The 24,225-nt window shown below is 55.2% G+C and carries 24 protein-coding genes and 1 tRNA gene; 23 read left to right on the forward strand and 2 right to left on the reverse strand.

Features of this window, described 5'->3' with window-relative positions; all coding sequences use genetic code 11:
• Window positions 1-42 precede the first annotated feature (42 nt).
• Window positions 43-3,636, forward strand: coding sequence for a chromosome segregation protein SMC (gene smc, locus WC515_03030; protein MFA5146337.1), 3,594 nt, complete (start codon window positions 43-45; stop codon window positions 3,634-3,636).
• An 18-nt stretch (window positions 3,637-3,654) separates the two neighbouring features.
• Here the strand turns inward: smc and WC515_03035 are convergent, their stop codons facing one another.
• Window positions 3,655-4,836 (reverse strand): diguanylate cyclase, encoded by a 1,182-nt coding sequence (locus WC515_03035; protein MFA5146338.1) that lies wholly within the window; start codon window positions 4,834-4,836, stop codon window positions 3,655-3,657.
• A gap of 60 nt (window positions 4,837-4,896) precedes the next feature.
• Window positions 4,897-5,406 carry a hypothetical protein gene (locus tag WC515_03040; protein ID MFA5146339.1) on the reverse strand — a complete coding sequence of 170 codons (510 nt, stop codon included), beginning with the start codon at window positions 5,404-5,406 and terminating at the stop codon, window positions 4,897-4,899.
• Window positions 5,407-5,834: 428 nt separating this feature from the next.
• Between WC515_03040 and WC515_03045 the strand changes: the two genes are divergently transcribed.
• The 22 genes from WC515_03045 to dut all read left to right on the forward strand — a co-directional run bounded on the left by WC515_03045 (window position 5,835) and on the right by dut (window position 24,209).
• Entirely contained in the window at window positions 5,835-7,031 is a 1,197-nt protein-coding gene (locus WC515_03045) for a bifunctional 3,4-dihydroxy-2-butanone-4-phosphate synthase/GTP cyclohydrolase II (GenBank protein ID MFA5146340.1), read from the forward strand.
• Window positions 7,032-7,103: 72 nt separating this feature from the next.
• Window positions 7,104-7,568: a 6,7-dimethyl-8-ribityllumazine synthase gene (gene ribE, locus WC515_03050; protein MFA5146341.1), complete on the forward strand. Its 465-nt coding sequence runs from the start codon at window positions 7,104-7,106 to the stop codon at window positions 7,566-7,568.
• A gap of 17 nt (window positions 7,569-7,585) precedes the next feature.
• Window positions 7,586-8,005 carry a transcription antitermination factor NusB gene (nusB, locus tag WC515_03055; GenBank protein MFA5146342.1) on the forward strand — a complete coding sequence of 140 codons (420 nt, stop codon included), beginning with the start codon at window positions 7,586-7,588 and terminating at the stop codon, window positions 8,003-8,005.
• On the forward strand, window positions 8,002-8,835 hold the full coding sequence (locus tag WC515_03060; GenBank protein MFA5146343.1) for a PHP domain-containing protein: 834 nt from the start codon (window positions 8,002-8,004) through the stop codon (window positions 8,833-8,835). Before nusB ends, WC515_03060 begins: the two co-directional genes overlap by 4 nt.
• Window positions 8,825-9,925 (forward strand): bifunctional diaminohydroxyphosphoribosylaminopyrimidine deaminase/5-amino-6-(5-phosphoribosylamino)uracil reductase RibD, encoded by a 1,101-nt coding sequence (gene ribD / locus WC515_03065; GenBank protein MFA5146344.1) that lies wholly within the window; start codon window positions 8,825-8,827, stop codon window positions 9,923-9,925. Before WC515_03060 ends, ribD begins: the two co-directional genes overlap by 11 nt.
• On the forward strand, window positions 9,910-10,551 hold the full coding sequence (locus WC515_03070) for a riboflavin synthase (protein MFA5146345.1): 642 nt from the start codon (window positions 9,910-9,912) through the stop codon (window positions 10,549-10,551). The genes ribD and WC515_03070 overlap by 16 nt, the downstream gene beginning before the upstream one ends.
• Before the next feature lie 81 nt (window positions 10,552-10,632).
• A complete protein-coding gene (locus tag WC515_03075) occupies window positions 10,633-10,965 on the forward strand; it encodes an exosortase system-associated protein, TIGR04073 family (protein ID MFA5146346.1) in 333 nt (110 codons plus the stop codon).
• A gap of 340 nt (window positions 10,966-11,305) precedes the next feature.
• Window positions 11,306-11,382, forward strand: a tRNA-Pro gene (locus tag WC515_03080).
• 257 nt (window positions 11,383-11,639) lie between these two features.
• Window positions 11,640-11,927: an acylphosphatase gene (locus WC515_03085; GenBank protein ID MFA5146347.1), complete on the forward strand. Its 288-nt coding sequence runs from the start codon at window positions 11,640-11,642 to the stop codon at window positions 11,925-11,927.
• Window positions 11,928-11,935: 8 nt separating this feature from the next.
• Window positions 11,936-12,664, forward strand: coding sequence for a metallophosphoesterase family protein (locus WC515_03090; protein MFA5146348.1), 729 nt, complete (start codon window positions 11,936-11,938; stop codon window positions 12,662-12,664).
• Window positions 12,665-12,666: 2 nt separating this feature from the next.
• Window positions 12,667-14,679: an NAD-dependent DNA ligase LigA gene (gene ligA / locus WC515_03095; GenBank protein ID MFA5146349.1), complete on the forward strand. Its 2,013-nt coding sequence runs from the start codon at window positions 12,667-12,669 to the stop codon at window positions 14,677-14,679.
• Window positions 14,680-14,683: 4 nt separating this feature from the next.
• Complete coding sequence (locus WC515_03100; protein ID MFA5146350.1) at window positions 14,684-15,193, forward strand: hypothetical protein; 510 nt, start codon at window positions 14,684-14,686, stop codon at window positions 15,191-15,193.
• Complete coding sequence (locus WC515_03105) at window positions 15,171-15,800, forward strand: MBL fold metallo-hydrolase (protein MFA5146351.1); 630 nt, start codon at window positions 15,171-15,173, stop codon at window positions 15,798-15,800. Before WC515_03100 ends, WC515_03105 begins: the two co-directional genes overlap by 23 nt.
• 89 nt (window positions 15,801-15,889) lie before the next feature.
• On the forward strand, window positions 15,890-16,777 hold the full coding sequence (xerD, locus tag WC515_03110) for a site-specific tyrosine recombinase XerD (GenBank protein ID MFA5146352.1): 888 nt from the start codon (window positions 15,890-15,892) through the stop codon (window positions 16,775-16,777).
• A 21-nt stretch (window positions 16,778-16,798) separates the two neighbouring features.
• Window positions 16,799-18,106: a CCA tRNA nucleotidyltransferase gene (locus tag WC515_03115; protein MFA5146353.1), complete on the forward strand. Its 1,308-nt coding sequence runs from the start codon at window positions 16,799-16,801 to the stop codon at window positions 18,104-18,106.
• A 3-nt stretch (window positions 18,107-18,109) separates the two neighbouring features.
• Window positions 18,110-18,490: a 30S ribosome-binding factor RbfA gene (gene rbfA / locus WC515_03120; protein MFA5146354.1), complete on the forward strand. Its 381-nt coding sequence runs from the start codon at window positions 18,110-18,112 to the stop codon at window positions 18,488-18,490.
• Window positions 18,456-19,421 carry a bifunctional oligoribonuclease/PAP phosphatase NrnA gene (locus WC515_03125; GenBank protein MFA5146355.1) on the forward strand — a complete coding sequence of 322 codons (966 nt, stop codon included), beginning with the start codon at window positions 18,456-18,458 and terminating at the stop codon, window positions 19,419-19,421. Before rbfA ends, WC515_03125 begins: the two co-directional genes overlap by 35 nt.
• A 92-nt stretch (window positions 19,422-19,513) precedes the next feature.
• The gene (gene truB, locus WC515_03130; protein ID MFA5146356.1) at window positions 19,514-20,191 is read left to right on the forward strand and encodes a tRNA pseudouridine(55) synthase TruB; all 678 of its coding nucleotides are present in this window, start codon (window positions 19,514-19,516) and stop codon (window positions 20,189-20,191) included.
• A complete protein-coding gene (gene ribF, locus WC515_03135) occupies window positions 20,188-21,123 on the forward strand; it encodes a riboflavin biosynthesis protein RibF (protein MFA5146357.1) in 936 nt (311 codons plus the stop codon). Before truB ends, ribF begins: the two co-directional genes overlap by 4 nt.
• A 38-nt stretch (window positions 21,124-21,161) precedes the next feature.
• Entirely contained in the window at window positions 21,162-21,431 is a 270-nt protein-coding gene (rpsO, locus tag WC515_03140; GenBank protein ID MFA5146358.1) for a 30S ribosomal protein S15, read from the forward strand.
• 101 nt (window positions 21,432-21,532) lie between these two features.
• Entirely contained in the window at window positions 21,533-23,704 is a 2,172-nt protein-coding gene (gene pnp, locus WC515_03145; GenBank protein ID MFA5146359.1) for a polyribonucleotide nucleotidyltransferase, read from the forward strand.
• Between the two features lie 52 nt (window positions 23,705-23,756).
• On the forward strand, window positions 23,757-24,209 hold the full coding sequence (gene dut / locus WC515_03150; protein ID MFA5146360.1) for a dUTP diphosphatase: 453 nt from the start codon (window positions 23,757-23,759) through the stop codon (window positions 24,207-24,209).
• Window positions 24,210-24,225: the final 16 nt, after the last annotated feature.

Consider the following 24,225-nt stretch of genomic DNA (forward strand, 5'->3'; position numbering starts at 1 on the left):
TTGGCTTAATTATACTATTTATCAATAAATTATACACAGATCATGCACTTTAAGGCACTAGAGCTGATAGGGTTTAAGTCGTTTGCCGAAAAGACAAAGCTCAATTTTGAACCCGGCGTCACGGCAATAGTCGGTCCGAACGGCTGCGGTAAGTCGAATATAGCCGATTCCATCAGATGGGTACTCGGCGAACAGTCCACGAAGAGCCTGCGCGCCTCCAAGATGGAGGACGTCATCTTCAACGGCACCGACAATAAAGAGCCGATAAATTTTGCCGAAGTATCCCTCACCCTGTCCAACGAAAAACGTATCCTCCCCATAGATTACGACGAAGTCACCATAAGCCGCAGGGTCTTCCGCTCCGGAGAGAACGAATACCTGCTCAATAAGACCCCCGTACGCCTCAAGGACATATCGGAGCTCCTGATGGGCACCGGCATAGGCGCGGAGAGCTACTCCATAATCGAGCAGGGTAAGATGGACCTCGTGCTCAGTTCAAAGCCGGAAGACCGCAGGTATGTATTCGAGGAGGCGAGCGGGATAACGAAGTACAAGTCGAAGAAGAGAGAGGCCCTCCGGAAACTCGAGCAGACCGAGCAGAACCTGCTCCGCATAAACGACATCATCCAGGAAGTCAAGCGTCAGATAACCTCCATCGAACGGCAGGCCCGCAAGGCCGAGCGTTATAAAGAGGATTTTGAAAAACTGAAAGATATGGAGGTCAGGATATCCTGTCTGGAATATAAAGACCTCAAGACCGGCGAGAGGACGCATGCGCTTGAGAGCCAGGACCTGAGGGAACGCGAGAAGGACTATAGCGCGGATATCGCCGCGATCAACGCAAAGATCGCCGATTACAGGCAGGCGCTCGAAGAGGTCAATAAGAAGATATTCGCCCTCAGGGACAGGCGTTCGTCGCTCTCCGGGGCCGTAGATATGAATGCCCACAAGATGGAGATAGACAGGGAGAGGATAGAAGAGTCGCGTTCATCCGAATGCACGCTTACGAAAGAGGTAGAGGGTTTGAGGGAGAAGATATCGCAGGAAGAGGCCTCGGCCGCAGGATTGAAAGCGGAGTTTGAGAGGGTGGCGTCGGAGAGGACGGCGCGGCAGGCATCGCTGGAGGAGAAGGACCGCACACTGAAGGACCTCAATAGAGATATAGAGGAGAGCGAAGAGAAGCTCAAGGTGTGCAAGGTGAGCACGGTCGATCATCTGGCCAGGGAGACACGCATAAAGAATGAGCTGATCAAACTGGGGGCGGACGTACAGAACAGGAAGGTCCGCGAGCGCCGGTTGAATATAGAGAAGGAGACGGTGCAGAAAGACCTGGAAGCGGTCGGCAGGATATCGGAGGCCATCGGGATCGAATTCGAAGAGGCCCGGAAGAGGGTGGCGGACTTAAGGTCCGACCTTGAAACGAAGACGAAGGTCTCGGAGGCGCTGGCCTCGGAATTGAAGTGCGCGGAGGAAGCGATCGCAAAGGAGGAGAACAGGAAGACCGCCATCAGGTCAAAGATAGAGTTCCTGGAAGACCTGGTCAACAGGTTCGAAGGCTTCAAGTCAGGTGTCAAGAACCTGCTTGTGAAGATGAGGGAAGAGAGGTCCTCGTTCGGCGGGCTTCACGGGGTCCTGGCCGATCTTATAAAAGTGGAGAGAGGTTACGAGGAGGCGGTCAGCACGTTCCTGGGAGAGGATGCCCAGCTCATCGTGGCGGAAAAGGATGACGATATAAAGAACGCGATCGGGTACCTCAAAGAGAGCAATTCGGGCAAGGCGACGTTCATATCGCTCCAGACGCTGGGGAGGATGCGTAAAGACCGGGCGCTTCCGGACGTATCGCCGGGTGCGGTGCCGTTCGAAAAATTTATAAAAGTCGACGAGAGGTTCGGCGCGCTGGTCGATTATTTCTTCGGGGGCGCTTACCTTACCGAATCGTTGGATGATGCCATAAAGCCGGACGTCGTGTCGGGACAGTTCGCCCTCGTCACAAAGTCCGGTTTGATGTTCAAGAACGGAAAGATATCCGGCGGCAGCGCGGCGGAGAGGGACGAATCCCTCCTGATAGGGCGCAAAGACCGCCTCGAGGCGCTGAAACGGGAAGCGGTGTCCGCGGAGGAGTCCGTCGCGGCGCTTACGGGATCCGTGCTCGATAAGCGGTCGCGTTTCGCTGCCCTCGAGAGCGAACTGAGGTCTATCGGGGACCGGGCGCATGCCGAAGAGATAACCCTTTCCAATATAAAGGTCAGGAAAGATGCCCAGGAAGAGAGCGTCAGGAAGTTCAATGACGAGCTCTCCGTGGTCGACCTTGAACTTGATGAGGTCAGGCAGGCGGTCGATGAGCTTACGACGAAAGGCGAGGCGCTTAATAAGGAGCTGAACGACACCGAGGCAGAGATGTCACGCGCGCAGCTATTCGCGGAAGAGTCGCAGGTCCTGATAAGCGATAAGAGGTCGAAGCGTGAACAGCTCATCCTGGAGATGGCCACCCTCAGGACGGAGACGCAGTCGTATGACAGGGAAGAGGAGAGCGCAAGGATAAATGCCGAAAGGTCCGAGTCGTTCCTGGCGGAGTTGAAGGCGACCTTATCCGCCAGGGAGGGGCTCTTGAGGGATGCCGGCGCGAAGATCATCTCCCTGGAAGAGGAGATCGCTTCTCTTGGTGCGCAGAACGGCACGATGGTCAACGATCTCAGGCTGCTGGACGATGAGTCCGCGGTGGTCGAGAGGTCCAGGTCGGAGGCGGTCGACAAGATGAGCATCGATGAGCTTCAACTCAAGGAGAAAGAGAGCGAGCTCGAGGCCATGCGCAACCAGGCGCGCGATCTTGACGTGAAGCTCACGGAGATAAATTACAAAAAGACGAACCTGCGCGAGCGCATACAGCAGGCATATAAGACGGACCTGGAGACGGTCCACGCGGAACCCGAAGAGACGATAGACCGCGACGCGTTAAGGGCGCAGGTGTCGGAGCTGAAAGAACGCCTGGACAGGATGGGCCCCGTCAACCTTGTCGCCATAGAGGAGCATAAGGAATTGGAGGAACGCCACTCTTTCCTGGTCCACCAGCAGGAGGACCTGGTGAACGCGAAGGAATCATTGCTGAAGGCGATCCAGAAGATAAATAAGACCACCAGGGAACTTTTTATGGATGCGTTCCAGAAGATACGGGTGGAGTTCAAAAATTTCTTCCGGCTCCTCTTCGGCGGCGGCCAGGCGGAGCTGGTGTTGATAGACGAGCAGGATGTGCTGGAGTCCGGCATCGAGATCATAGTGAGGCCGCCGGGAAAGAAGCTACAGAACATCATGCTGCTCTCGGGCGGAGAGAAGGCGCTTACGGCCATAGCGCTCCTCTTCTCTATATTCAAGGTCAAGCCGAGCCCGTTCTGCGTCCTGGACGAGATAGACGCGCCCCTGGACGAATCGAACGTCCTCAGGTTCTCCAATGTCCTGAAGGATTTTCTCAAGATATCGCAGTTCATCATAATCACCCACAACAAGCGCACCATCGAGCTTGCCGACGTGATGTATGGCATCACCATGCAGGAGAGGGGCGTCTCGAAGATAGTATCGGTTAAGTTACTGGATGAGAAGAAGAGGGCCAAGGAAGGCGAGAGCGTAGGGGCCCCCTCTTAAATATCGGTATTGACCTGCCTAAACCATAGCGGAAGAATAGAGACAGACCTTGTTCTTACCGGTGCGTTTTGCCTCATAGAGCGCCATATCGGCGCGTGATATCAGCTCATCTTTCGTCAGGGCGTCTTCCGGGTAAGCCGCAACCCCTGCGCTTATGGTGAGACGCTTCGAAATGTCCTTTATGGTCTCATCGTCCGCATAGAGTTTTTCCACTTCACTCCTTATCCTCTCGGCGAAGAGGCGCGCGTTCTCTTTCGATGTGCTCGGCATTACGATCGCGAACTCCTCGCCGCCGTACCGGGCCACCGTGTCGCACTTCCTCGATTTGCCCTGCAGCACTTCCGCGATCTTCCGCAGGGCATGGTCGCCGCGCATGTGGCCGAGGGTATCGTTATAATTCTTGAAGTTGTCTATGTCGAGCATCACCATGCTGATGACGGTGTCATTAAGTTTGGCGCGTTCCATCTCTACCGAAAGGACATGCTGGAACTTTCCGTAGTTCCAGAGCTTGGTCAGCCAATCTATATTCGAGAGGTACACGGTCTCTTCGTACAGCCGGGAATTCTCTATGGCAAGCCCTGTGTGGTTAGCGAACATCGTGAGCATTTCGACATCGGATTTGGTTATCGGCTTTTTATTGAAGACGTTGTCTACGAGTATCGCGCCGAGCACCTTGTCCTTTGCCCTCAACGGTATCGTCACGAAGTAGTCGGTGTTCAGCATCTTCCGCAGGTCAGGGTCCACCCTGGACTTCGCCTCTTCGGTTATTATCTCGAAAGGCATGCCTTCGAGTATGGTGAGGGCGAGTATCCCCATATCTTCCCTGAGCGGTATCTTTATGCCCTTTACTATGGAGTTCAGCTTCGATTCCCTGTCGCTCTTGAAACCGTCATATGCAGCTATGAAGTCGTCGAGCGTCATCCTGCGCTGAGATATCGCGTGCCAGATCTTTCCTGCCTCATCGGCCGAGTGCGGCCCTATGCCCATTACGCCTTCAAGGACATTCTCTTTCTCGTTAACAAGGAAGAGCATGGCGCGGTTGAATCCGAGCCCCTCATGGGAAGTGAGGGCCGTGAGGATTATATAGAATATCTGGTCGAGCTTAAGGGTGGTCCTCATGGCGTTGGAGACCTCGTAGAGGAGCGCGAACTCCCACTCAAGCCGTTCCAGTTCCTGTTTTAAGTTCTTCTCTTTTTCCATATTTTATAAAAACTCGGCCGTGGCGCGTCTTCGCACCACGGCCTTGCGTTAAATGCGCTATTATTCGGCCGTTTTCCCATCTGCCGCTTTTTGAGGCGCTGCGGACGGGGCGGGGTTGCGTATGACACCCTGGCCCGGAGGAAGGGAAGAAGGCTGCCCCATCACAGGCGCCTTGACCTTACCGAAGGCCACATTGAGAGCCGTCTCTTTGCCGTCGGAGCTCCTGGCCATGATCCTTACCGTATCGCCGGGTTTAAGCTCCGAGATATCCGTTATCTTTGCCACTCCCGTAGTCGGCGTCAGTTCGACCGAATGGACCTTATTGTCCCGCTCATTCTTTACTTCGAGCACAGGTTTGGCCGGGTCAGAGGTATCTATCTTCGTCAGGGCGCCGAATAGCACGGTAAAATTCGGCCGTGGCATCCCGGGCGGCATGCCTTGCGGGATAGCCGGCATGGCCTGAGCGGCGGCGGGTTTCGATGCCTCATCCTTCGTATCGGCCGCATGGGCGGATAAGAGCATGGAGACGGAGAATAATGCGGTTACAAACGTTATCATGACCTTCTTCATAGTGAACCTCCTTATATATACCTTGTAATATTAACATAATACCATAGAGCTGTCAAGCATCCCGGGCATGTGCGACTTATTCATAGCTACGTCAATTCCAATAAAAGGGTTGACAGGGCTGACCGTCTGGTGTATGATACTTGCGATCTTCGGGGTGAGGCGAAATTCCTCAACCGGCGGTAAAGCCCGCGACTCCCGTATATAACGGGACAGAACTTGTGAAATTCAAGTGCCGACCGTTCCACCTACGCAGTTTTCGCTATTCAAGGGAGATTTGCTTCGGTGGATCCGCCGAAGCTCAAACGCGAAAGCATTTGAGCGAAGGCGGAATAGTCGGGATGGTAGAAGAGAAGATAAGTCCACAGTCGACGGTCCACAGTCCACGGTGGAAGATGAACCCCGAAGAAAGAGATCGGGGTTTTTATTTTATGAAATTTAATTCAATAAAAGAGATATTGGAAGACCTGAAGAAGGGCAGGCAGGTCATCGTGATCGACGATGAGGACCGCGAGAACGAGGGCGACCTCATAATGGCGGGTTGCCTGACCAAACCCGCAGACATCGCCTTCATGGCTACCCATGGCCGCGGCCTTATATGCGTCCCTATGGAGGCGCGGCGTCTCGATGAGCTGGACCTCCATCCGATGGCGACAAAGACATTCGATACTTACAGGACGGGATGGGCCATATCTTGCGATGCCGGGCGCGGAGTGACGACGGGCATCTCTTCTCACGATAGGGCCCTCACCATAAATATGCTGGCAAACCCACGGACCGTCCCGGGCGACCTCATAAGGCCGGGTCATCTATTCCCGCTCAGGGCTAACGAAGGCGGGGTGCTCGTGCGCGCCGGCCACACCGAGGCCTGCGTCGACCTTTTGAAGCTTGCGGGGCTCTATCCGGTCGGCGTCATATGCGAGATAATGAAAGATGACGGCACTATGGCGAGGACGCCCGACCTTCTGAGGTTCTCCAGGACGCACGGCCTCAAGATATGCGCTATCGCGGACCTTATAGAATACAGGAGGAGATCGGAGAAGCTCATAAAGAGGGTAGCCGAGACGGTGATCCCGACGGATTTCGGGAAGTTCAGGGTCTATGTTTATGAATCGGTGCTCGACAGGTATCATCACCTTGCCCTGGTAAAGGGCAGGCCGGATAAGAACGGGGCGCTCGTAAGGGTACATTCGGAATGCCTGACCGGGGATGTCTTCGGGTCCAAAAGGTGCGACTGCGGCGAACAGCTCCATAGGGCGATGAAAGTGATCGGCCTGTCCCGGGGCGGCGTCATACTTTATATGAGGCAGGAAGGCCGAGGTATAGGGCTCGCGAATAAGCTTAAGGCGTATGAATTGCAGGACGGCGGGCTCGATACCGTGGAGGCCAATAAGGCGCTCGGCTTTAAGCCGGACCTCAGGGATTACGGTATAGGGGCTCAGATACTGGCCGACCTGGGGTTAAAGAAGATACGGCTCCTTACGAACAATCCGAAGAAGGTCGTCGGGTTGGAAGGTCATGGTCTTGAGATCGTTGAACGCGTCTCCATTCAGGTGCCGCCTTCCAGGACGAATAAGCGGTATCTCAGGGCGAAGAAGGAGAAGCTGGGCCATTTGATAAGTATTTAAGCTGTCAGCTTTCAGCTGTCAGCTATCAGCAAAAAAAGCTGAAAGCTAAAAGTAAAGAAAGGGAGGATGAAGATGGCGAATCTGATAAAAGCGGATCTTATGGCAAAGGGTAAGAAGTTCGCGGTGGTGGTCTCCCGGTTCAATGAGTTCATATCGGGAAAGCTCCTGGAGGGGTGCCTCGATACCCTTACAAGGCACGGCGCCGCGGATAGTTCGCAGGATGTCGTGTGGGTGCCTGGCGCATTCGAGATACCTCTCATCGCGCTGAAGCTGGCAAAGGGTAAGAAGTATGACGCGGTCATATGTCTTGGCACCGTGATCCGGGGCGCGACGCCGCATTTCGATTTCGTCGCGAGCGAAGTGGCCAAGGGGGTCGCGAAGGTCTCGCTCGATACCGGGGTACCGTGCGTCTTCGGTGTCATCACCGCGGACAATCTCGAACAGGCGATAGAGCGTGCAGGGACGAAGGACGGCAACAAGGGGCGCGACGCCGCACTCTCGGCGATCGAGATGGCGAACCTGGCGGGCAAGGTATAATAATATAAGGAGAGGACATGAGGAAGCGGACGAAGGCGAGGGAATGCGCGCTGAAGGTGCTCTACGCGATCGACATAACGAAAGATGCCCCCGATAAGTGCATCGAGATGTTCTGGAAGAACAACGAAGAGGTCGAGGCGGCGGTCAGGGAATTCACGGATGCGCTCGTCCTGGGGGTGACGAAGAACAGGAAAGTCATCGACAAGGTGCTGTCGGATTATGCCACCAACTGGCAGCTTGAGCGTATGGCGGTAATAGACAGGAACATCCTGCGCTTCGCCACTTACGAGCTCCTCTTCTCCTCGGAGATACCGCCGAAGGTATCGATAAATGAAGCGATCGATATCGCGAAAAAGTACGGTGACAAGGATTCCGGAAAGTTCGTCAACGGCATCCTTGACAAGATCAATAAGACCGAAAGGAACAAAGCGAAATGAAATACGCCGACCTCCACGTGCATACCTTCTACTCCGATTCGACATTCTCTCCGGAAGAGGTCGTCTCCTGCGCCGTAGAGAAGAAGATAGATGCCGTAGCGATATGCGACCACGATTCGATCGACGGGATAGAGCCGTGCCGTCGCATAGGCGCCGAGCTCGGCGTCGAGATAATACCGGCGATAGAGCTTACGGCCGAGAAGGTGGATATAGAAGTGCACATGCTGGGATATTTTGTCGATTGGAAGATACCATGGTTCCAGGAGAAGTTGAGAGAGATACAGAAACTGAGGATAGGGCGTGTATACAAGATGGTCGATAAGCTTAAAGGCGAGAATGTAGAGATAGATCCCGATGATGTGTTCAAACTGGCGGGAAAAGGTTCGGTCGGCCGGCTTCACATGGCGCAGGCGATGTTGAAGGCGGGCAAGATAAAACGCCTTCAGGAGGCCTTCGACAAATATATCGGGTTCCTTAAGCCGTGCTATGTGCCGAACATAAGGTTCTCTCCGCAGAACGCCATAGAGCTGATATTGAGCGTCGGCGGGGTGCCGGTCCTGGCCCATCCTTATACAATAAGGAAGGACGAGTGCATACCGGAGTTCGTCGAATACGGCCTGAGGGGCATAGAGGTCTACCATACGGACCATAAGCCCATAATAGTGCAACACTATGAAGAGACGGCCAAGCGCTACGGGCTCATAGCGACCGGCGGTTCGGATTGCCACGGGCTCGGCAAAGGCAAGGTCCTCATGGGCGGCGTGCGGGTCCCGTACAGCGTGGTGGAAAAGCTGAAGGAAGAGTCGGAGAGGATACGCCGTGGCGTCTGACGGACATTACATGCGCCTGGCCATAAGGCTGGCAAAGAGGGCCGAGGGCATGACAAGCCCTAACCCCCTGGTAGGGGCGGTCATCGTCAGGAGAGGGAAGGTCGTCGGGAGCGGTTACCACAGGAAGGCGGGGCTTCCCCATGCGGAGGTGAACGCCCTTGGCCGCGCCGGACGGGATGCCCGGGGCGCGACATTATATGTCACCCTTGAGCCGTGTGACCATTTCGGCAGGACCCCGCCGTGTACGGACGCGATCATAAAGAGCGGCATAAAGAGGGTGGTCGCGGCCATGAAAGACCCGAATCCTGTGAATAACGGAAAGGGCATAAAGAAGCTGCGCAGACACGGGATAGAGGTGACGGTCGGCCTGATGGAAGAGGAGTCGCGGCTGATGAACAGGCCCTATCTGAAATTCATAACGGAGAAGATGCCCTACGTAACCATTAAGATCGCCGAGACACTGGACGGCAAGATCGCCACCAGGACAGGCGACTCCAGGTGGATAACATCGGACAGCGCCCGCCGTTACGTGCACAGACTGCGCGGATCCGCGGACGCAGTTATGGTAGGTGCCGGGACGGTCGTGAGAGACGATCCTCTCCTTACGGCGAGGATACCCGGCTCGAGGCAGCCCGTCAGGGTGGTAGTGGACAGTCGTTTAAGGGTGCCTTTAAATTCAAAGATCTTTTCGGGTATGAAAAGATCACCGGTGATAATAGCCACGACAAAAAAGGGGAAGGCCGCGAAGAGGTTCGAAGGGGCCGGGGCGCGTCTCATCTTCACCAGGATAAAAGCAGGACGCGTCGATATCAGGGACCTTCTGGAACGGCTTGCGGGTATGGGAATAACGAGCCTGATGGTCGAAGGCGGAGGCGAGCTCGTTGCCGGGTTTCTCGAAGAGGGTCTGGCGGACAGGGTCCTCTTCTTCATAGCGCCCAGGATAATAGGCGGCAGGGACGCGGTAACACCGGTGGAGGGCATGGGAGCGGCCAGGGTCGCCGACGCCATAGAAGTGGAAGAGGTGCGTATGAAAAGGTTCGGGAGAGATATACTTGTAGAAGGGACGATAAGGCGATGTTCACGGGGATAATAAAGGAGATAGGGATCGTACGTTCGCTCTCGGCCAGGAACGGTATCTATACGTTAAGGGTGGAGGCGAAGGCCGTATTTGAACGCGCGGCCCCCGGCGACAGCGTGGCGGTGAACGGGGTATGCCTGACCGTTACCGGGAAGGGCAAAGATCTCCTGACGTTCGACGCGGTGGAAGAGACCCTGGAGAGGAGCGATATAGGAAACCTGAGAGAAGGCCATCGCGTCAACCTTGAGGATGCCCTGCGCACAGGCGATCCCCTGGGGGGCCACTTCGTCTCCGGCCATGTAGATTGCCCCGGCACGATACTTTCGATAGAAAAGAGAGGCGGCGACGCAGTGATGGAGGTGGGATTCCCGGTCGAATTTTCTCCCTGGGTGGTGGATAAGGGATCGATAGCGCTTGATGGTGTGGGCCTTACTGTGGGCACGGTAAGAGGAGATAGGCTCACCGTCCATCTGATACCTCATACTTTAAGATCGACTACCCTGGGCGATAAGAGGGCAAGGGAGAGGGTGAATATAGAGTTCGATCTCATAGGGAAGTATATATCAAAGATGGCCGCCCGGGGAAGCGCATCGCCTGTAACCGAAGACCTGCTGCGAAGATCCGGGTTCCTGTCATAAGCGCAGATAAGATTATTCTCTTTATATTTGGAAAATATAACCTTTTGTGGTATATTTGAGTGAAAGGGAGGATGTGAAATCATGAAGAATACCATAACCATCGGCCTTATTACTCTATCTCTTCTGGCCTCGGCGAATTATGCCGAGTGTGACACGGCTATCAAAAAGTTGGGACGGGGTGTCGCCAATATCGGCACGGCACCTATCGAGGTCGTCGAGCAGATAAAGAGGGTGAACGATACGGACGGTCCCATAGCGGGTGTGACCTACGGCGTCCTTAAAGGCGTATTCATGACAGGGGTGCGCGTGCTTGTGGGGGCTTACGAGGTAGTGACGTTTCCCATACCGTTCCCCAAAAATTATGGCCCCATACTGAGAGACCCGGAATTCTTCTTTGAAGACATGAACTGGTAAAGGGAGTGCCAATATCCCCGTATTTAAAGGCCTGAGCCATCAGGCCTTTTTTATTGCCTGCCGCAACCTCATATGATAAAATATTATGTTAATTAGAAGATAGAAGAGAATCTATATCGGGGCGTAGCCCGCCTTCGCGATCAATGAGGAGTAGCGAAGATGCTTCGGCGGGCAAAAGCCAATAAGTGTAGCAATACAAAGCAGTTATTCATCGGGGCGTAGCGCAGTTTGCCTACAAAGGTTTGAAGCGAGTTTAAAACGGGGCGTAGCGCAGTTGGCTACTCTGGTTTTTTCAGAGAAAAAACCAGAGTGCCTACTGAGAGTTGAAACAAGTTTAAAACGGGGCGTAGCGCAGCTGGCTAGCGCGCTTGGTTCGGGACCAAGAGGTCGGCGGTTCAAATCCGCCCGCCCCGACCATCCGCCTTCGCAATCAATGAGGGGTAGCGAAGATGCTTCGGCGGATTTTATCCGCCATAGCCATCATGCCATAATATGCTGAAGGCGAAGGCGGATTTTATCCGCCATAGCCATCATGCCATAATATGCTGAAGGCGAAGGCGGATTTTATCCGCCATAGCCATCATGCCATAATATGCTGAAGGCGAAGGCGGATGAGCCCGCCGTAGCACCTTGTCTATTACTCGTTGATTGCGAAGGCGGGCCACTCTTAACTTATGGTCAAGTACGCACATAAGCGCATCCACGTCTATTATTCCGGATCTGTACAGGGTGTGGGGTTCAGGTTCGCCGCGGAACGGACGGCCGGCTCGCTCGGGCTGTCGGGTTGGGTCAGGAACTTAGGGGACGGCAGGGTGGAGACGGTGTGCGAGGGGCCGGAGGTGTCGCTAAAAGAGTTTCTCGGTAAGATCAAGAATATATTCGACGGTTACATAAGCGATGCCGATATCGAATGGGCTGAAGCTACGGGCGAATTCGAAGGTTTTGACATAACGGACGGCTGACTGCCTATATGCGATATGCCATACTTTCAGATATACACGGCAACATTGAGGCGTTCAGGGCCGTCTGTGACGCGCTCTCAACGGAGGGGATAGACAGGTACCTCTCGACCGGCGACGTCGTAGGATACGGCGCCGATCCCGCATCGTGCATAGCCCTTCTTAGGTCCCTTAAGCCGGAGGCTACCGTGGCCGGCAACCACGATTGGGGAGTTGCAGGTCTCGCGGATATAAGTTATTTCAATCATATGGCAAGGTCCGCCGTCATATGGACGAAAGGCGTGCTGGGGAAGGACGATATCGGCTATCTGGGATCTTTCCCGCTCGTATACGAGCGGGATGGGGTGACCGTAGTCCACGGCACGCTCGATGAGCCGGAGAGCTTTTCTTATATATTGACCGCCGATGATGCTTCTCCCACCGCGGATATGATGAATACGGATATATGCTTTGTAGGCCACTCCCACTGTCCGGGTATCTTCGTTTCAGCATCGGGTAGGGTGCGTCCGCTTTCCGGGACGGGCGTTACGCTTGAGAGCGGTAAGAGGTATGTGGTGAACGCAGGGAGCATAGGCCAGCCGCGCGATTCCGACCCCAGGGCTTCTTTCGTCGTATACGACGAAAGGGAGCGGACCGTAGAGATAAAGAGGGCGGCATATGACATAGGGGCCGCGCAGAAGAAGATCATGTCCGCAGGGCTTCCGCGGGAACTTGCTTTGCGTTTGGCCGAAGGGGCGTGAGAATGGACCTGAAGAGCGTAAGGGCCGAGATAGGTAAATTGAGGGACGCCATAAGGCGCCACGACCATCTCTATTATGTCCTCAGCAAGCCGTCGATCTCAGACCAGGAGTACGATCGTCTTTACAGGAGGTTGGTCGATCTCGAAAAGGCCCACCCGGCCCTGGTCACGCCGGATTCTCCGACACAGAGGGTCGGGGGCGAGCCGGCCAGGGCCTTTCCGGCAGTGAAGCATATCGCGCCCATGCTCAGCATGGACAATACCTATTCGGCCGAAGAGATACGGGAATTCGACAAGAGGGTCAGGAAGAACCTTAAGGGAGGCCCGGTCGAGTATGTCGTGGAACTGAAATTTGACGGTGTCAGCATATCGCTTTTATACGAGAACGGCGTCCTGACGCGCGGCGCGACCCGCGGGGACGGCGTAGAGGGGGACGACGTCTCGAACAACCTGAAGACGATACGTTCGATACCGCTCTCTTTCGATCCTGGATGCGGCAGGGTCCCGCGCCTTATGGAGGTCCGGGGCGAGGTCTATATGACACGAAAGGGTTTCGAGGATATAAATGCCGGTAAAGAGAAGGCGGGGGAAGAGCCTTTTGCCAATCCGCGGAACGCCGCCGCAGGCAGCCTGAAGCTTCTCGACCCGAATATAGTGTCAAAGCGGCATCTCGATATTTACGTTTACGGCGCGGGACATTATGACGGCGTGAAGTTCGATACGCATCTGGAGGTCCTCGAATATCTGAAGAGGGCCGGTTTCAGGGTAAACCCGCATTACAGGCTCTGCGGGACCGTTGACGGCGTGATAGAGTACTGTGATTCATGGGCGGATAAGAGAGGGAAGCTCGAATTCGACATCGACGGCATGGTCCTTAAGGTGAACGACCTTGCCGCCAGAAGGTCCCTTGGAGTGACCTCGAAGAGCCCCCGGTGGGCGATCGCGTATAAATTCCCGGCGGAAAAGGCGATGACGGGCCTCAGGGATATCGTGGTGCAGGTCGGCAGGACCGGCGCCATAACCCCCGTAGCCATCCTTGATCCGGTGCATCTTTCCGGCTCCACCGTTTCGAGGGCGACCCTGCACAACTTCGACGAGATAGAGCGGCTGGGCCTCAGGATAGGCGACCGTGTCTATGTAGAGAAGTCCGGCGAGATAATCCCCAAGGTCCTCGGCGTCGCTAAAGACAAGAGGACCGGGAAGGAGCGGCCGTTCCGCGTCCCGGAGAAGTGTCCCGCTTGCGGTTCGAAGCTCGTTTCGGCCCCGGACGAAGTCGCCATACGGTGTGAGAACGCCGGATGCCCCGCGCAGGTCAAAGAGCGTCTCCGTCACTTTGCCTCAAGGGATGCCATGGACATCGAGGGCATGGGCGATTCGATGGTGGACAGGATGGTGGAGAAGGGGCTGGCCGCGGATTACGGCGATATATATTATCTTAAATTCGAAGAAGTGAGATCGCTGGAACGGATGGCGGAAAAGAGCGCGCGTAACCTGATGGATGCCATCGAGAAGAGCAAGGCCAACGGCCTGAACCGGCTCATATATGCCCTCGGCATACGGCACGTAGGCGAGCGCTCGGCATGGGTCCTTGCGGAGAATTTCGGCACTATCGAAAGATTGAAAGAGGCGACGGTAGAAGAGCTGACCGCCGTCGGTGAGATAGGGCCCGTTATGGCCGGGTCGATCAATGCCTTCTTTGCCAGTAAAGAGAACCTGAGGATACTCAAGAAGCTTAAAGATGCGGGTCTCGCGATGGCCCGGGACGCGGCCGGGGCCCTTCCCGGAGGAGGGAAGCTCAGCAAGAAGACATTTGTCATTACCGGGACTCTCGTCTCGTTCACGAGGGGTGAGGCAGAGGAGACCATACGCAGATGCGGAGGGAACGTCTCCTCGAGCGTGGGCAGGAATACCGATTTTCTTGTCGTGGGCGGAGAACCCGGCTCAAAACTTGAGAAGGCGAGATCGCTCGGCGTGAGGACGCTGAGCGAAGAAGAGTTTAAAAAGATGACGGGGTGAAGAGATGAAAAAGGCATTGACGATCTTTCTCATATTCTTTCTGGCCGTGAACCTTACGGGGTGTGACGCGCTCAGGAAGAAGTTCACCAGGAAGAAGAAAGATGCGGTGAAGATGCCGCGTATATACCAGGTCAAGAAGTACGAAAAGAAGCCCACCCCGGAACTCTACAAAAAACACTACTCCTACTGGATGACATGGCAGTCCGAGCTGATAAGGGTGCTGGGGGAGAACCATAAAAAAGATATGAGGTGCATAGAAGAGATAGTGGGGAACCTCAAAGACATGCGCAGCATACTGGTCAAGGAGAAAGGGGATGAGCTCACCCCGCATATCGAAAAGATGGAGTCCCTGAGGGATTCCATATTCCGCAACGAGATCTCGCAGGCGAACAGGGATTATTCGAGGAGGACGCTGGAGCGGGAGGACCGTCTCATAAAACGCGCCTTCCCTTACGACAAGGTGAAAGATTACCTTAAGAAGAGTTTTGAGGATGAGCCGGGACAGGGTGAGTGACACCATCTTTGAGCATTTTATCGTGGGGCCCATGGACGTCAACTGTTATCTCCTGGCCGACCCGAAGACGAGAGAGGCATGCCTCATCGACCCGGGGGCGGAGCCGGACAGGTTAAAGAGGTCCTTGAACAAAAAGGGCCTGACGCTCAGGTTCATAATAAACACGCACGGCCACGGGGACCACATCGCCGCTAACGGCTGCTTCGATGCGCCCGTATATATACATCATCTTGACAAAGATTTCCTGACCGACCCGGAAAAGAACTTATCCGAATATATCGGTTTCCCGGTGCGCTCTCCGGAGGCGAAGAGGCTGTTGTCCGATGGGGATGAGGTGATGCTGGGCGGCGTCCGCCTGGAGATACTGCATACGCCGGGACATACGCCCGGGTCCATATCTATAAGATGGGAAGGCGCGGTCTTTACCGGTGATGCCCTCTTCGCGGGGAGCGTAGGGCGCACCGATTTTGCGTACGGGGACGGCGCGCTCCTTTTAAGGTCGATAAAGAGTAAACTGCTGGTGTTGGACGATGATGTGGCCGTCCTCCCCGGCCACGGCGAATCATCGACCATAGGCGAAGAGAAACGGTCGAACCCGTTCTTATAGAGCTATCAGCCGTCAGCTCACAGCTATCAGCTAAAACAAAAACCTGATAATTGCTGAAAGCTGAAAGCTGAAAGCTGAAAGCTGAATAAATGAAGACGCTCATAGATGAGTTTTTGAATTACCTGACCGTCGAAAGAGGGCTCAGCAGGAACACGATCGCCTCTTACCGGACCGACCTCATCTCGTTCTTAGGCCACCTGGAAAAGAAGGGCCATCCCGATGCCGAAAAGGTCAAGAGGTCCGATATAACCGGCTACCTACTGTATCTGAAGGACAAAGGCCTGTCCAGCAATTCGATATCGAGGGCGCTTGTCGCGATAAAGGTGTTCTACAAATTCATGGTACAGGAACGTTTTGTGAAAGAGGATGTCGCAGGGGTGCTTGAATCGCCCAAATTGATACGTCCTCTTCCGAATGTGCTGGGGGCGCTTGAGGTCGAAAAGCTCCTGGGCGCTCCGGACACCCGGGATTGGATGGGATTGAGGGACAAGGCGGCGCTTGAGCTTATGTACGCGACGGGCATGCGTGTTTCGGAGATGGTGGAGCTGACGATGGACGGCCTTAACCTTGATGTGGGGTTCATAAAGTGCAAAGGGAAAGGCGGCAAAGAACGTATAGTGCCGATAGGGAGAGAGGCGAAGAACAGCGTCCTGCGTTACATCGAGAAGGTGAGGCCGCGGCTTTTGAAGAAGAAGACGGACAGCCATCTCTTCCTGACGCGGCTCGGGAGGAAGGTCTCCCGCCAATCTTTCTGGAAGATGATCAAACGGTGCGCAAAGGCCGCCAGGGTCAAGAAGGATATCACGCCGCATACGCTCAGGCACTCATTTGCCACGCATCTCCTTGAACGCGGAGCGGACCTCAGGGTGGTACAGGAGATGCTGGGGCACGCCGACATATCGACGACCCAGATCTACACGCACATAAACAAGGAGCGGCTGAAGTCGATACACCGCCAGTTCCATCCGCGACCTTGACATCAGGGAAACATGGACCCGATGACGGCACATAGAAATATCTCAAAGGAGATGCGCGCGGCGCTTCCGGAGGATACCCTGAAGCTCCTGGAGAGGATAGGGCTTCTCGCCGGTTCCTGCGGATACGGCGCATTCATAGTCGGAGGGCCCGTAAGGGATATCCTCCTCGGCACAGGCAACTCGGACCTGGATATCGCCGTAGAGGGCGACGCCATAGCCATGGGCCGTCTTCTGGCGAAGAAGCTCGGCGGAACCGTTGTCACTCATAAGCGTTTCGGGACCGCGACCGTCTTCGCCGGCAAAGGGGTCAGGATAGACCTCGCCACGGCCCGCACAGAGATATATGAGAGGCCGGCAGCTTTACCGGTGGTGAAATCCGGCTCTCTCAGGGATGACCTGATGCGGCGCGACTTCACCATAAACGCCATGGCGGCCAGCATCAGCAAAAATAGTTTCGGCCGGCTCGTCGATTTTTTTGGCGGGGAGACGGACCTGCGGAACGGACGCATACGCGTACTGCACGACTCAAGTTTCATCGATGACCCGACCAGGATATTCAGGGCGGTCCGTTTCGAGCAGAGGTTCGGTTTTGTCATAGACCGCCGCACCGAGCGCCTCATCCGGGATGCGGTGAAGACGGGGATGTTAGACAAAGTCGCCCCCGGGAGGATACGGAACGAGGTAATCCTCATACTGAAGGAGAAGGACCCCGTTAAGGTGCTGGAGAGGATGGCGGCCCTTCACGGGCTCAGGTCCATCCATCCCGGTATAAAGTTCGATGAGGCGGCCATGAGGCTGTGCGGTTCTGTCGGTGAGGTCTCGGCGCGGTATGAGGACGCCCTTTCCGGAAGAGCGCCGATCGAGAGGTGGATCATATATCTCATGGCGCTTATCGACGGCCTGACATATGCACAGTCGCGCGAACTTTGCGGGCGTTTCGCATTCAGACGCGGGGAGACGATGCGGATATTGTCGCATAAGAAGCATGGCCGGGCTATAATGAGAGCCCTGGGCGTAAAGGGGGCGGTCCCGCCGCACGTAGTATACAGATTGCTCGAGCCGCTCTCTTACGAAAACGTCCTCTTCCTTATGGCGAGGGCCGATTCGAAGAAGGCGAGATCAAGGATAAAAGATTTTTTTGAGAAGTATAGCGGCTCAGGCCTCACGGTCCGGGGGAGCGATCTTAAGGCGCTTGGCCTGAGACCCGGTCCGGAATTCAGCAGGATACTCCGGAAAGTCCTGTATAGGAAGATCGACGGAGCCCTTCCGGCAAGGGAGGATGAGCTCAAATACCTGAGATCTTTAGTTAACCGTATTGACGGAGCGTAAAATATGACGACGAGACCGGAGAAGGTGCAGGAAGCGCTGAGGCAGGAGTTGAGCAGGATAATACACGGTGAGCTCAAGGATCCGCGTCTCGGGTTCCTGACGATAACGTCTGTGGAGCTGACCAAGGACCTGAGATATGCCAAGGTGTACTTCAGCGTCCTGGGAGATATTAAGAATAAGAAATTGGCCCTGAAAGGGCTGAACAACGCGAAGGGGTACATAAGGAACCTCGTAGCGGATCGTATCAAGCTGAGATTTGTGCCTGAGCTCAGTTTCCGGATAGACGATTCTTTCGAGAAGACGAGGGAGATACTGGACCTTCTGGACAGGGTTAAAAAGGAGACAGCTCATGAAAAGGGTGATAGAAGCGATAAAGAAGCATAAGACCTTCCTGATAAGCGCGCACGTGAACCTGGAAGGCGATTCTCTGGGCAGCCAGCTGGCGATGAAGCGCCTCCTGACGGCGCTCGGCAAAGAGGCGTTCATACTCGACGCCGATAGCGTGCCGGAGCACTACAAGTTCCTGCCCGGGACGGGCGATGTGCTGAATTCGCTGAAGGCAGGCAGGACCTTCGATGCCGCCATGATCCTCGACTGCCCTACCATGAAGCGGATAGGGAAGGTGGCCGATCTCATACCGAAAGGCACCTATATCATCAATGTGGACCATCACATATCGAACGAGAAATTCGGGGACGTGAACTGGGTGGACCCCGATGCCAGCTCTACCGGAGAGATGATATACCGGCTCTTCAGGGATGCGTCCCGGCAGATCACCAAAGAGGTGGCGCTATACCTCTACATCGCCATACTTACGGATACAGGATCGTTCAATTACGACAACACCTCAAGCGTCACCCATGCGATAGTGAGCGAGCTCCTCGGTTACGGCCTCGACCCCAGCAGCATATCCGAGAATATATACGAACGGCGTTCTATGGCCGATATAAAACTTCTCGGCATGGTCCTCTCCTCTATAAATGTGAACGGCACGGGGGAGGTCGCATACGCCGAAATAACGGGCGATATGCTGCGCAGTACGGGGGCCGATATAGCGAAGTCGGAGGGGTTCGTGAATTATGCCAAGTCGATAGATACGGTGAAGGTCGCGATACTCTTCAGGGAAGATCCCAAGGAGAAGGGCTCTATCAGCGTCAGCTTCAGGTCGAAGGGCGACGTGAACGTGAACAAGATAGCTTCCTACTTCGGCGGCGGCGGCCACAAGAAGGCGTCCGGATGCGTCATCGCGGGCTCTCTCGCCGATGCCGAGCGCAAGATACTGGCGAAGGTGGAAGAGGTTTTGCGGCAGAAATAGGGTAGTTAGCTTTCAGCAGTCAGCTTTCAGCTAAAAACTTAAAAAGCTGGCAATTGCTGAAAGCTGATGACTGACAGCTGAAAGCTAAAACTATGGACGGCATATTAATAGTAGACAAGCCCAAAGGAATGACGAGCCATGATGTCGTCGATCTCGTGCGCAGGCGGTTCGGGATCAGGAAGGCGGGGCACGGCGGGACGCTCGATCCCATGGCGACGGGCGTTCTGGTGCTCTTATTGGGAAAATATACGAAGGCCTCGCATGCGTTCCTCAGCGATGACAAGGAGTACGAGGCGACGCTCATGGTCGGCGCGACATCGGATACGGGAGACGCTGAGGGGAAGCTGACCGAGAGATGCGCGGGCGTAAGCTTCACCCGGCAGGAGATAGAGGATGTCTTCAAGAGATTCACGGGCCGGATAGAACAGGTCCCTCCCATGTACTCCGCGGTCAAGTTCAAAGGAAAGAAACTGTACGAGCTGGCGCGCAAAGGATTGACGGTCGACGTGAAACCGCGCACGGTATTCATCAAGGAGCTTGAGATATCACGCGTGGAACTTCCCGAGATATCATTCAAAGTGACCTGTTCCAAGGGTACGTACATACGGCAGCTCTGCGCGGACATAGGCGCGCGGCTCGGGTGCGGTGCGTATATGTCTGAACTGCGCAGGACGAGGTCGGGAAAGTTCGTCCTGGGCGAGGCGCTTGGCATCGAAGAGTTGAAGTCCTCGACGGCCGGGGAACTGGAAAAGCGGCTTTACCATATATGAAGATCATAGAAGGAACGAAGGGAATAAAGATCAGGCGTTCCGTCGTGACGATAGGCGTATTTGACGGGGTCCATGTAGGGCACGTCAGCGTGATACGCAAGACGGTGGCGCGGGCGGCAAAGATGGGTATACCGAGCGTCGCGGTGACGTTCGATCCCCATCCGGCGAAGGTACTGTCGGGTAGGCATAGCGCCCCCAGCATCATGTCGCTCGCTCACAGGATACGGCTCATATGCCGGCTGGGAGTAGATTACGTCGTCATAATGAAATTTACAAAAGGGCTTGCCGGGATATCTCCCGGGCGCTTTGCCGGCGAGATACTGCGCTCCGGGCTCGGCACGCGCGAGATATACATCGGAGAGGATTTCTCTTTCGGCAGGGGCGGGTCGGGCACCGTATCGACGCTTAAGTTCCTGGGGAGAGATCTCGGTTTCATGGTCCGGGCCGTCCGGCCGGTGCGCAGATACGGCCGAGTCGTGAGCTCAAGTTTCATACGCGATCTTATAATAAAGGGCGACCTGGCAAGGGCGTCGGTGCTGCTGGCAAGGCCCGTCTCCATACTGGGCACGGTAGTCAGCGGCCTCGGCAAGGGCAGGATACTGGGGTTCCCTACGGCGAATATCGATCCTCACCACGAAGCGGTGCCGCCTTACGGCGTCTATGCCGTCAGGGTCAATTACGGCGGAAAGATGTTCGGGGGTATCCTGAATATAGGGCTCAGGCCGGCCTTTTTCGATCCCGGCCCAGAGAGAGAACCTACCATAGAGGTTCACATATTCGGCTTTAATAAGATGATATACGGAGAGGAGATAGAGATACTCTTCGTGAGGAAGATGAGGGATGAGCTGAAGTTCCGTGACAAGGCGTCGCTAACGGCCCGGATAATGCGCGACGCGGCGCAGGCGCGGAAGATTTTGGGCTTTACAAAATAGTATAATTATGTTAATATAACCAAAAAGTGAGGTGTAAATTGGTGTTGGAAAAGACGAAGAAGAAAGAACTCATAACCGGTTTCAAGGTGCATGAGAAGGATACCGGATCCCCGAGCGTGCAGATAGCGCTTCTCACGGAGAGGATAAATTCCCTCTCGGACCATTTTAAGATGCATAAGCGCGACCACCACTCTCGACGCGGGCTTCTGCGCATGGTCAGCATCAGGAGAAGGTTATTGGAGTATCTGAAGCGTAAAGACGAAAAAGAGTATCAGGATATAGTAAAGAAGCTGGACCTGAGAAAATAAGACGGATATGCACGGATAAAAATCGGATGGACACGGATTGTCCGTGTTTATCCGTTAGAGATCCGTGTTAATTTGTGATTATTATAAAGAAAAAGGAAAATATGATAAACAAATTCGAAACAAAATTAGGGGAAGAGGTACTCACGATAGAGACCGGCAGGATGGGGCGGCAGGCGGACGGCGCCTGCGTGGTCCAGCTCGGCGGGACTGCCGTGCTCGTTACGGCCGTATGTTCGGAGAACACCAGGGAAGATATCGACTTCTTCCCGCTGACCGTAGAGTACCAGGAGAGGACCTATGCCGCAGGGAAGATACCGGGCGGTTTCTTCAAGAGAGAAGGAAGGCCGTCGGAGAAAGAGATCCTCACAGCGCGGCTCATAGACAGGCCGATAAGGCCGCTCTTCCCGAAAGGGTTCGTGAACGACCTTCAGATCGTCGCTATCGTGCTGTCGAGCGACTCCGAACACGATTCCGACGTCCTGGCCATGATAGGGGCGTCGACCGCGCTCTCGATATCGGGCATACCGTTCGAGGGGCCGATAGCAGCCCTCCGCGTGGGCAGGATAGACGGCAAATTCATCATAAATCCCACATTCAAAGACCTTACCACGAGCGACGTCGACCTGGTGATAGCCGGCACCGGCTCAAAGATAGTCATGATAGAGTCCGAAAGCAAGGAGTTGAGCGAGGAGGTGCTCTTCGACGCCATAACGTTCGGCCAGAAGCATCTCCAGCCCATCATAGACCTGCAGGAGAAGATGATTAAGGAGTGCGGTAAGCCGCAGAGGCAGTTCCAGCTCTGCCTGACCAGCGAAGAGCTTCTCAATAAGGTCCGCGCGTCTTCGGTGGCGCGGCTTGACGAGATCAACCGGTTGAGCACCAAAGAGCAGCGGGAAGAGGCGATGGCCCTCCTCTCCAAAGAGCTTATCGGGAAACTCGTTACCGAGGATTCGGGATACAGCGAGAAGGAAGTGAAGAACGCGCTCTTCGAGGTCGAAGAGGAAGAGGTGAGGAAGTTCATCGTCGGGAAGAAGAAGCGCGTCGACGGCAGGCGCTTCGACGAGATAAGGCAGATCACCTGCGAAGTGGGTGTGCTGCCGCGCACGCACGGGTCGAGCTTATTCACGCGCGGGCAGACCCAGAGCCTTTCGGTGACGACTCTCGGGACGAGCGCCGACGAACAGAAGATAGATGCGCTGGAGGGCGAGACGCAGAAGAGCTTCATGCTCCACTATAATTTCCCCCCGTTCTCCGTGGGGGAGGTCAGGCCGATCCGCGGGCCGGGGAGGCGCGAGATAGGGCACGGGGCCCTTGCGGAGAGGGCGCTTAAGGCCGTCATGCCCTCCAAAGAGGCGTTCCCCTATACGGTCAGGGTCGTATCGGATATACTCGAGTCGAACGGTTCTTCCAGCATGGCTACGGTCTGCGCAAGTTCTCTCTCTTTGATGGATGCCGGGGTCCCGATCACGAGACCCGTGAGCGGCATAGCGCTGGGGCTCATAACCGACAAGGACGAGAAGATACTCCTTGCGGATATAGCAGGCGTTGAGGACCATTACGGTGATATGGATTTCAAGGTCGCCGGGACGGAAGTCGGAGTCACCGCTCTCCAGATGGACCTCAAGGTCAGCGGCGTCGATACGGTCCTCATAAAGAGGGCGCTCGAGATGGGCAAGACGGCCAGGGCATTCGTGATGGAGAAGATGATGCAGGTCATCGCCAGGCCCAAAGAGTCGGTATCGGAGTTCGCGCCCCGTATCGTGAGTTTCAAGATAAGCCAGGATAAGATCGGCGAGGTGATAGGGCCTGGCGGCAAGATAATAAAGAAGATAATACAGGATACAGGCGTCACGATCGATATAGACGATGACGGTACTGTCCAGATAGCGTCTACCGACCCGGCGGCGATGGAGAAGGCGGTCAACATAGTGAAGGGCATAGTCGAAGAGCCGGAGGTCGGGAAGGTCTACACCGGCACGATAAAACGCATAATGAACTTCGGCGCCTTCTGCGAGATAATGCCCGGCAAGGAAGGCCTTATCCATGTGTCGGAACTGGCGGACAGGTTCGTAAAGAACGTGGAAGACGAGGTAAAGGTCGGCGACGAAGTTACGGTGAAGGTCATAGAGATCGACGAACAGGGCCGTGTCAACCTCTCCCGTAAACAGGTCAATTCGCCTTCTTCTCCCGCGGAGGGCGGGGGAGAGCACCGCGAGCATCGCGAACATCGCGAACGCGGTGACAGGGACAGGCCGCACCGCCGTCCCAGATAAGGCCGCCTGTATTGACGCGCCGGTCCGTGTTAAATAGGATCTCTGAGCTCATTTGAAGAGCGTTACGGTTTCGATCAAGAAAAAAGACGGCTGCGATGACATGCCGGTCCCGTGTTACGCTACGGCAGGTTCGAGCGGGATGGATCTCTCGGCTGACGTCGAAAGCGAAGTCACGATAATGCCGGGCGAGATAAAGCTTATATCGACCGGCATTTATGTAAGCATACCCGTCGGATATGAGGCCCAGATACGGCCGCGGAGCGGCCTTGCCCTCAAACACGGCATAAGCCTGGTGAATACCCCGGGCACCATAGATTCCGACTATCGCGGGCTCCTGAGCATCATCGTCATAAACCACGGGAAGGACCCCTTCACCATACGGCGGGGCGACAGGATCGCCCAGATGGTGATAAACGAGGTCATACGCGCCGAGATCGCGGTGAAGGAAGAGCTGGATGCGACCGAGAGGTCGCATGGCGGTTTCGGCCACACGGGCAGACGCTAGTTCATTTTACCTTTAC

It is taken from the genome of Candidatus Omnitrophota bacterium (genome assembly GCA_041650805.1).
Lineage (GTDB): Bacteria > Omnitrophota > Gorgyraeia > 2-01-FULL-45-10 > 2-01-FULL-45-10 > JBAZKM01.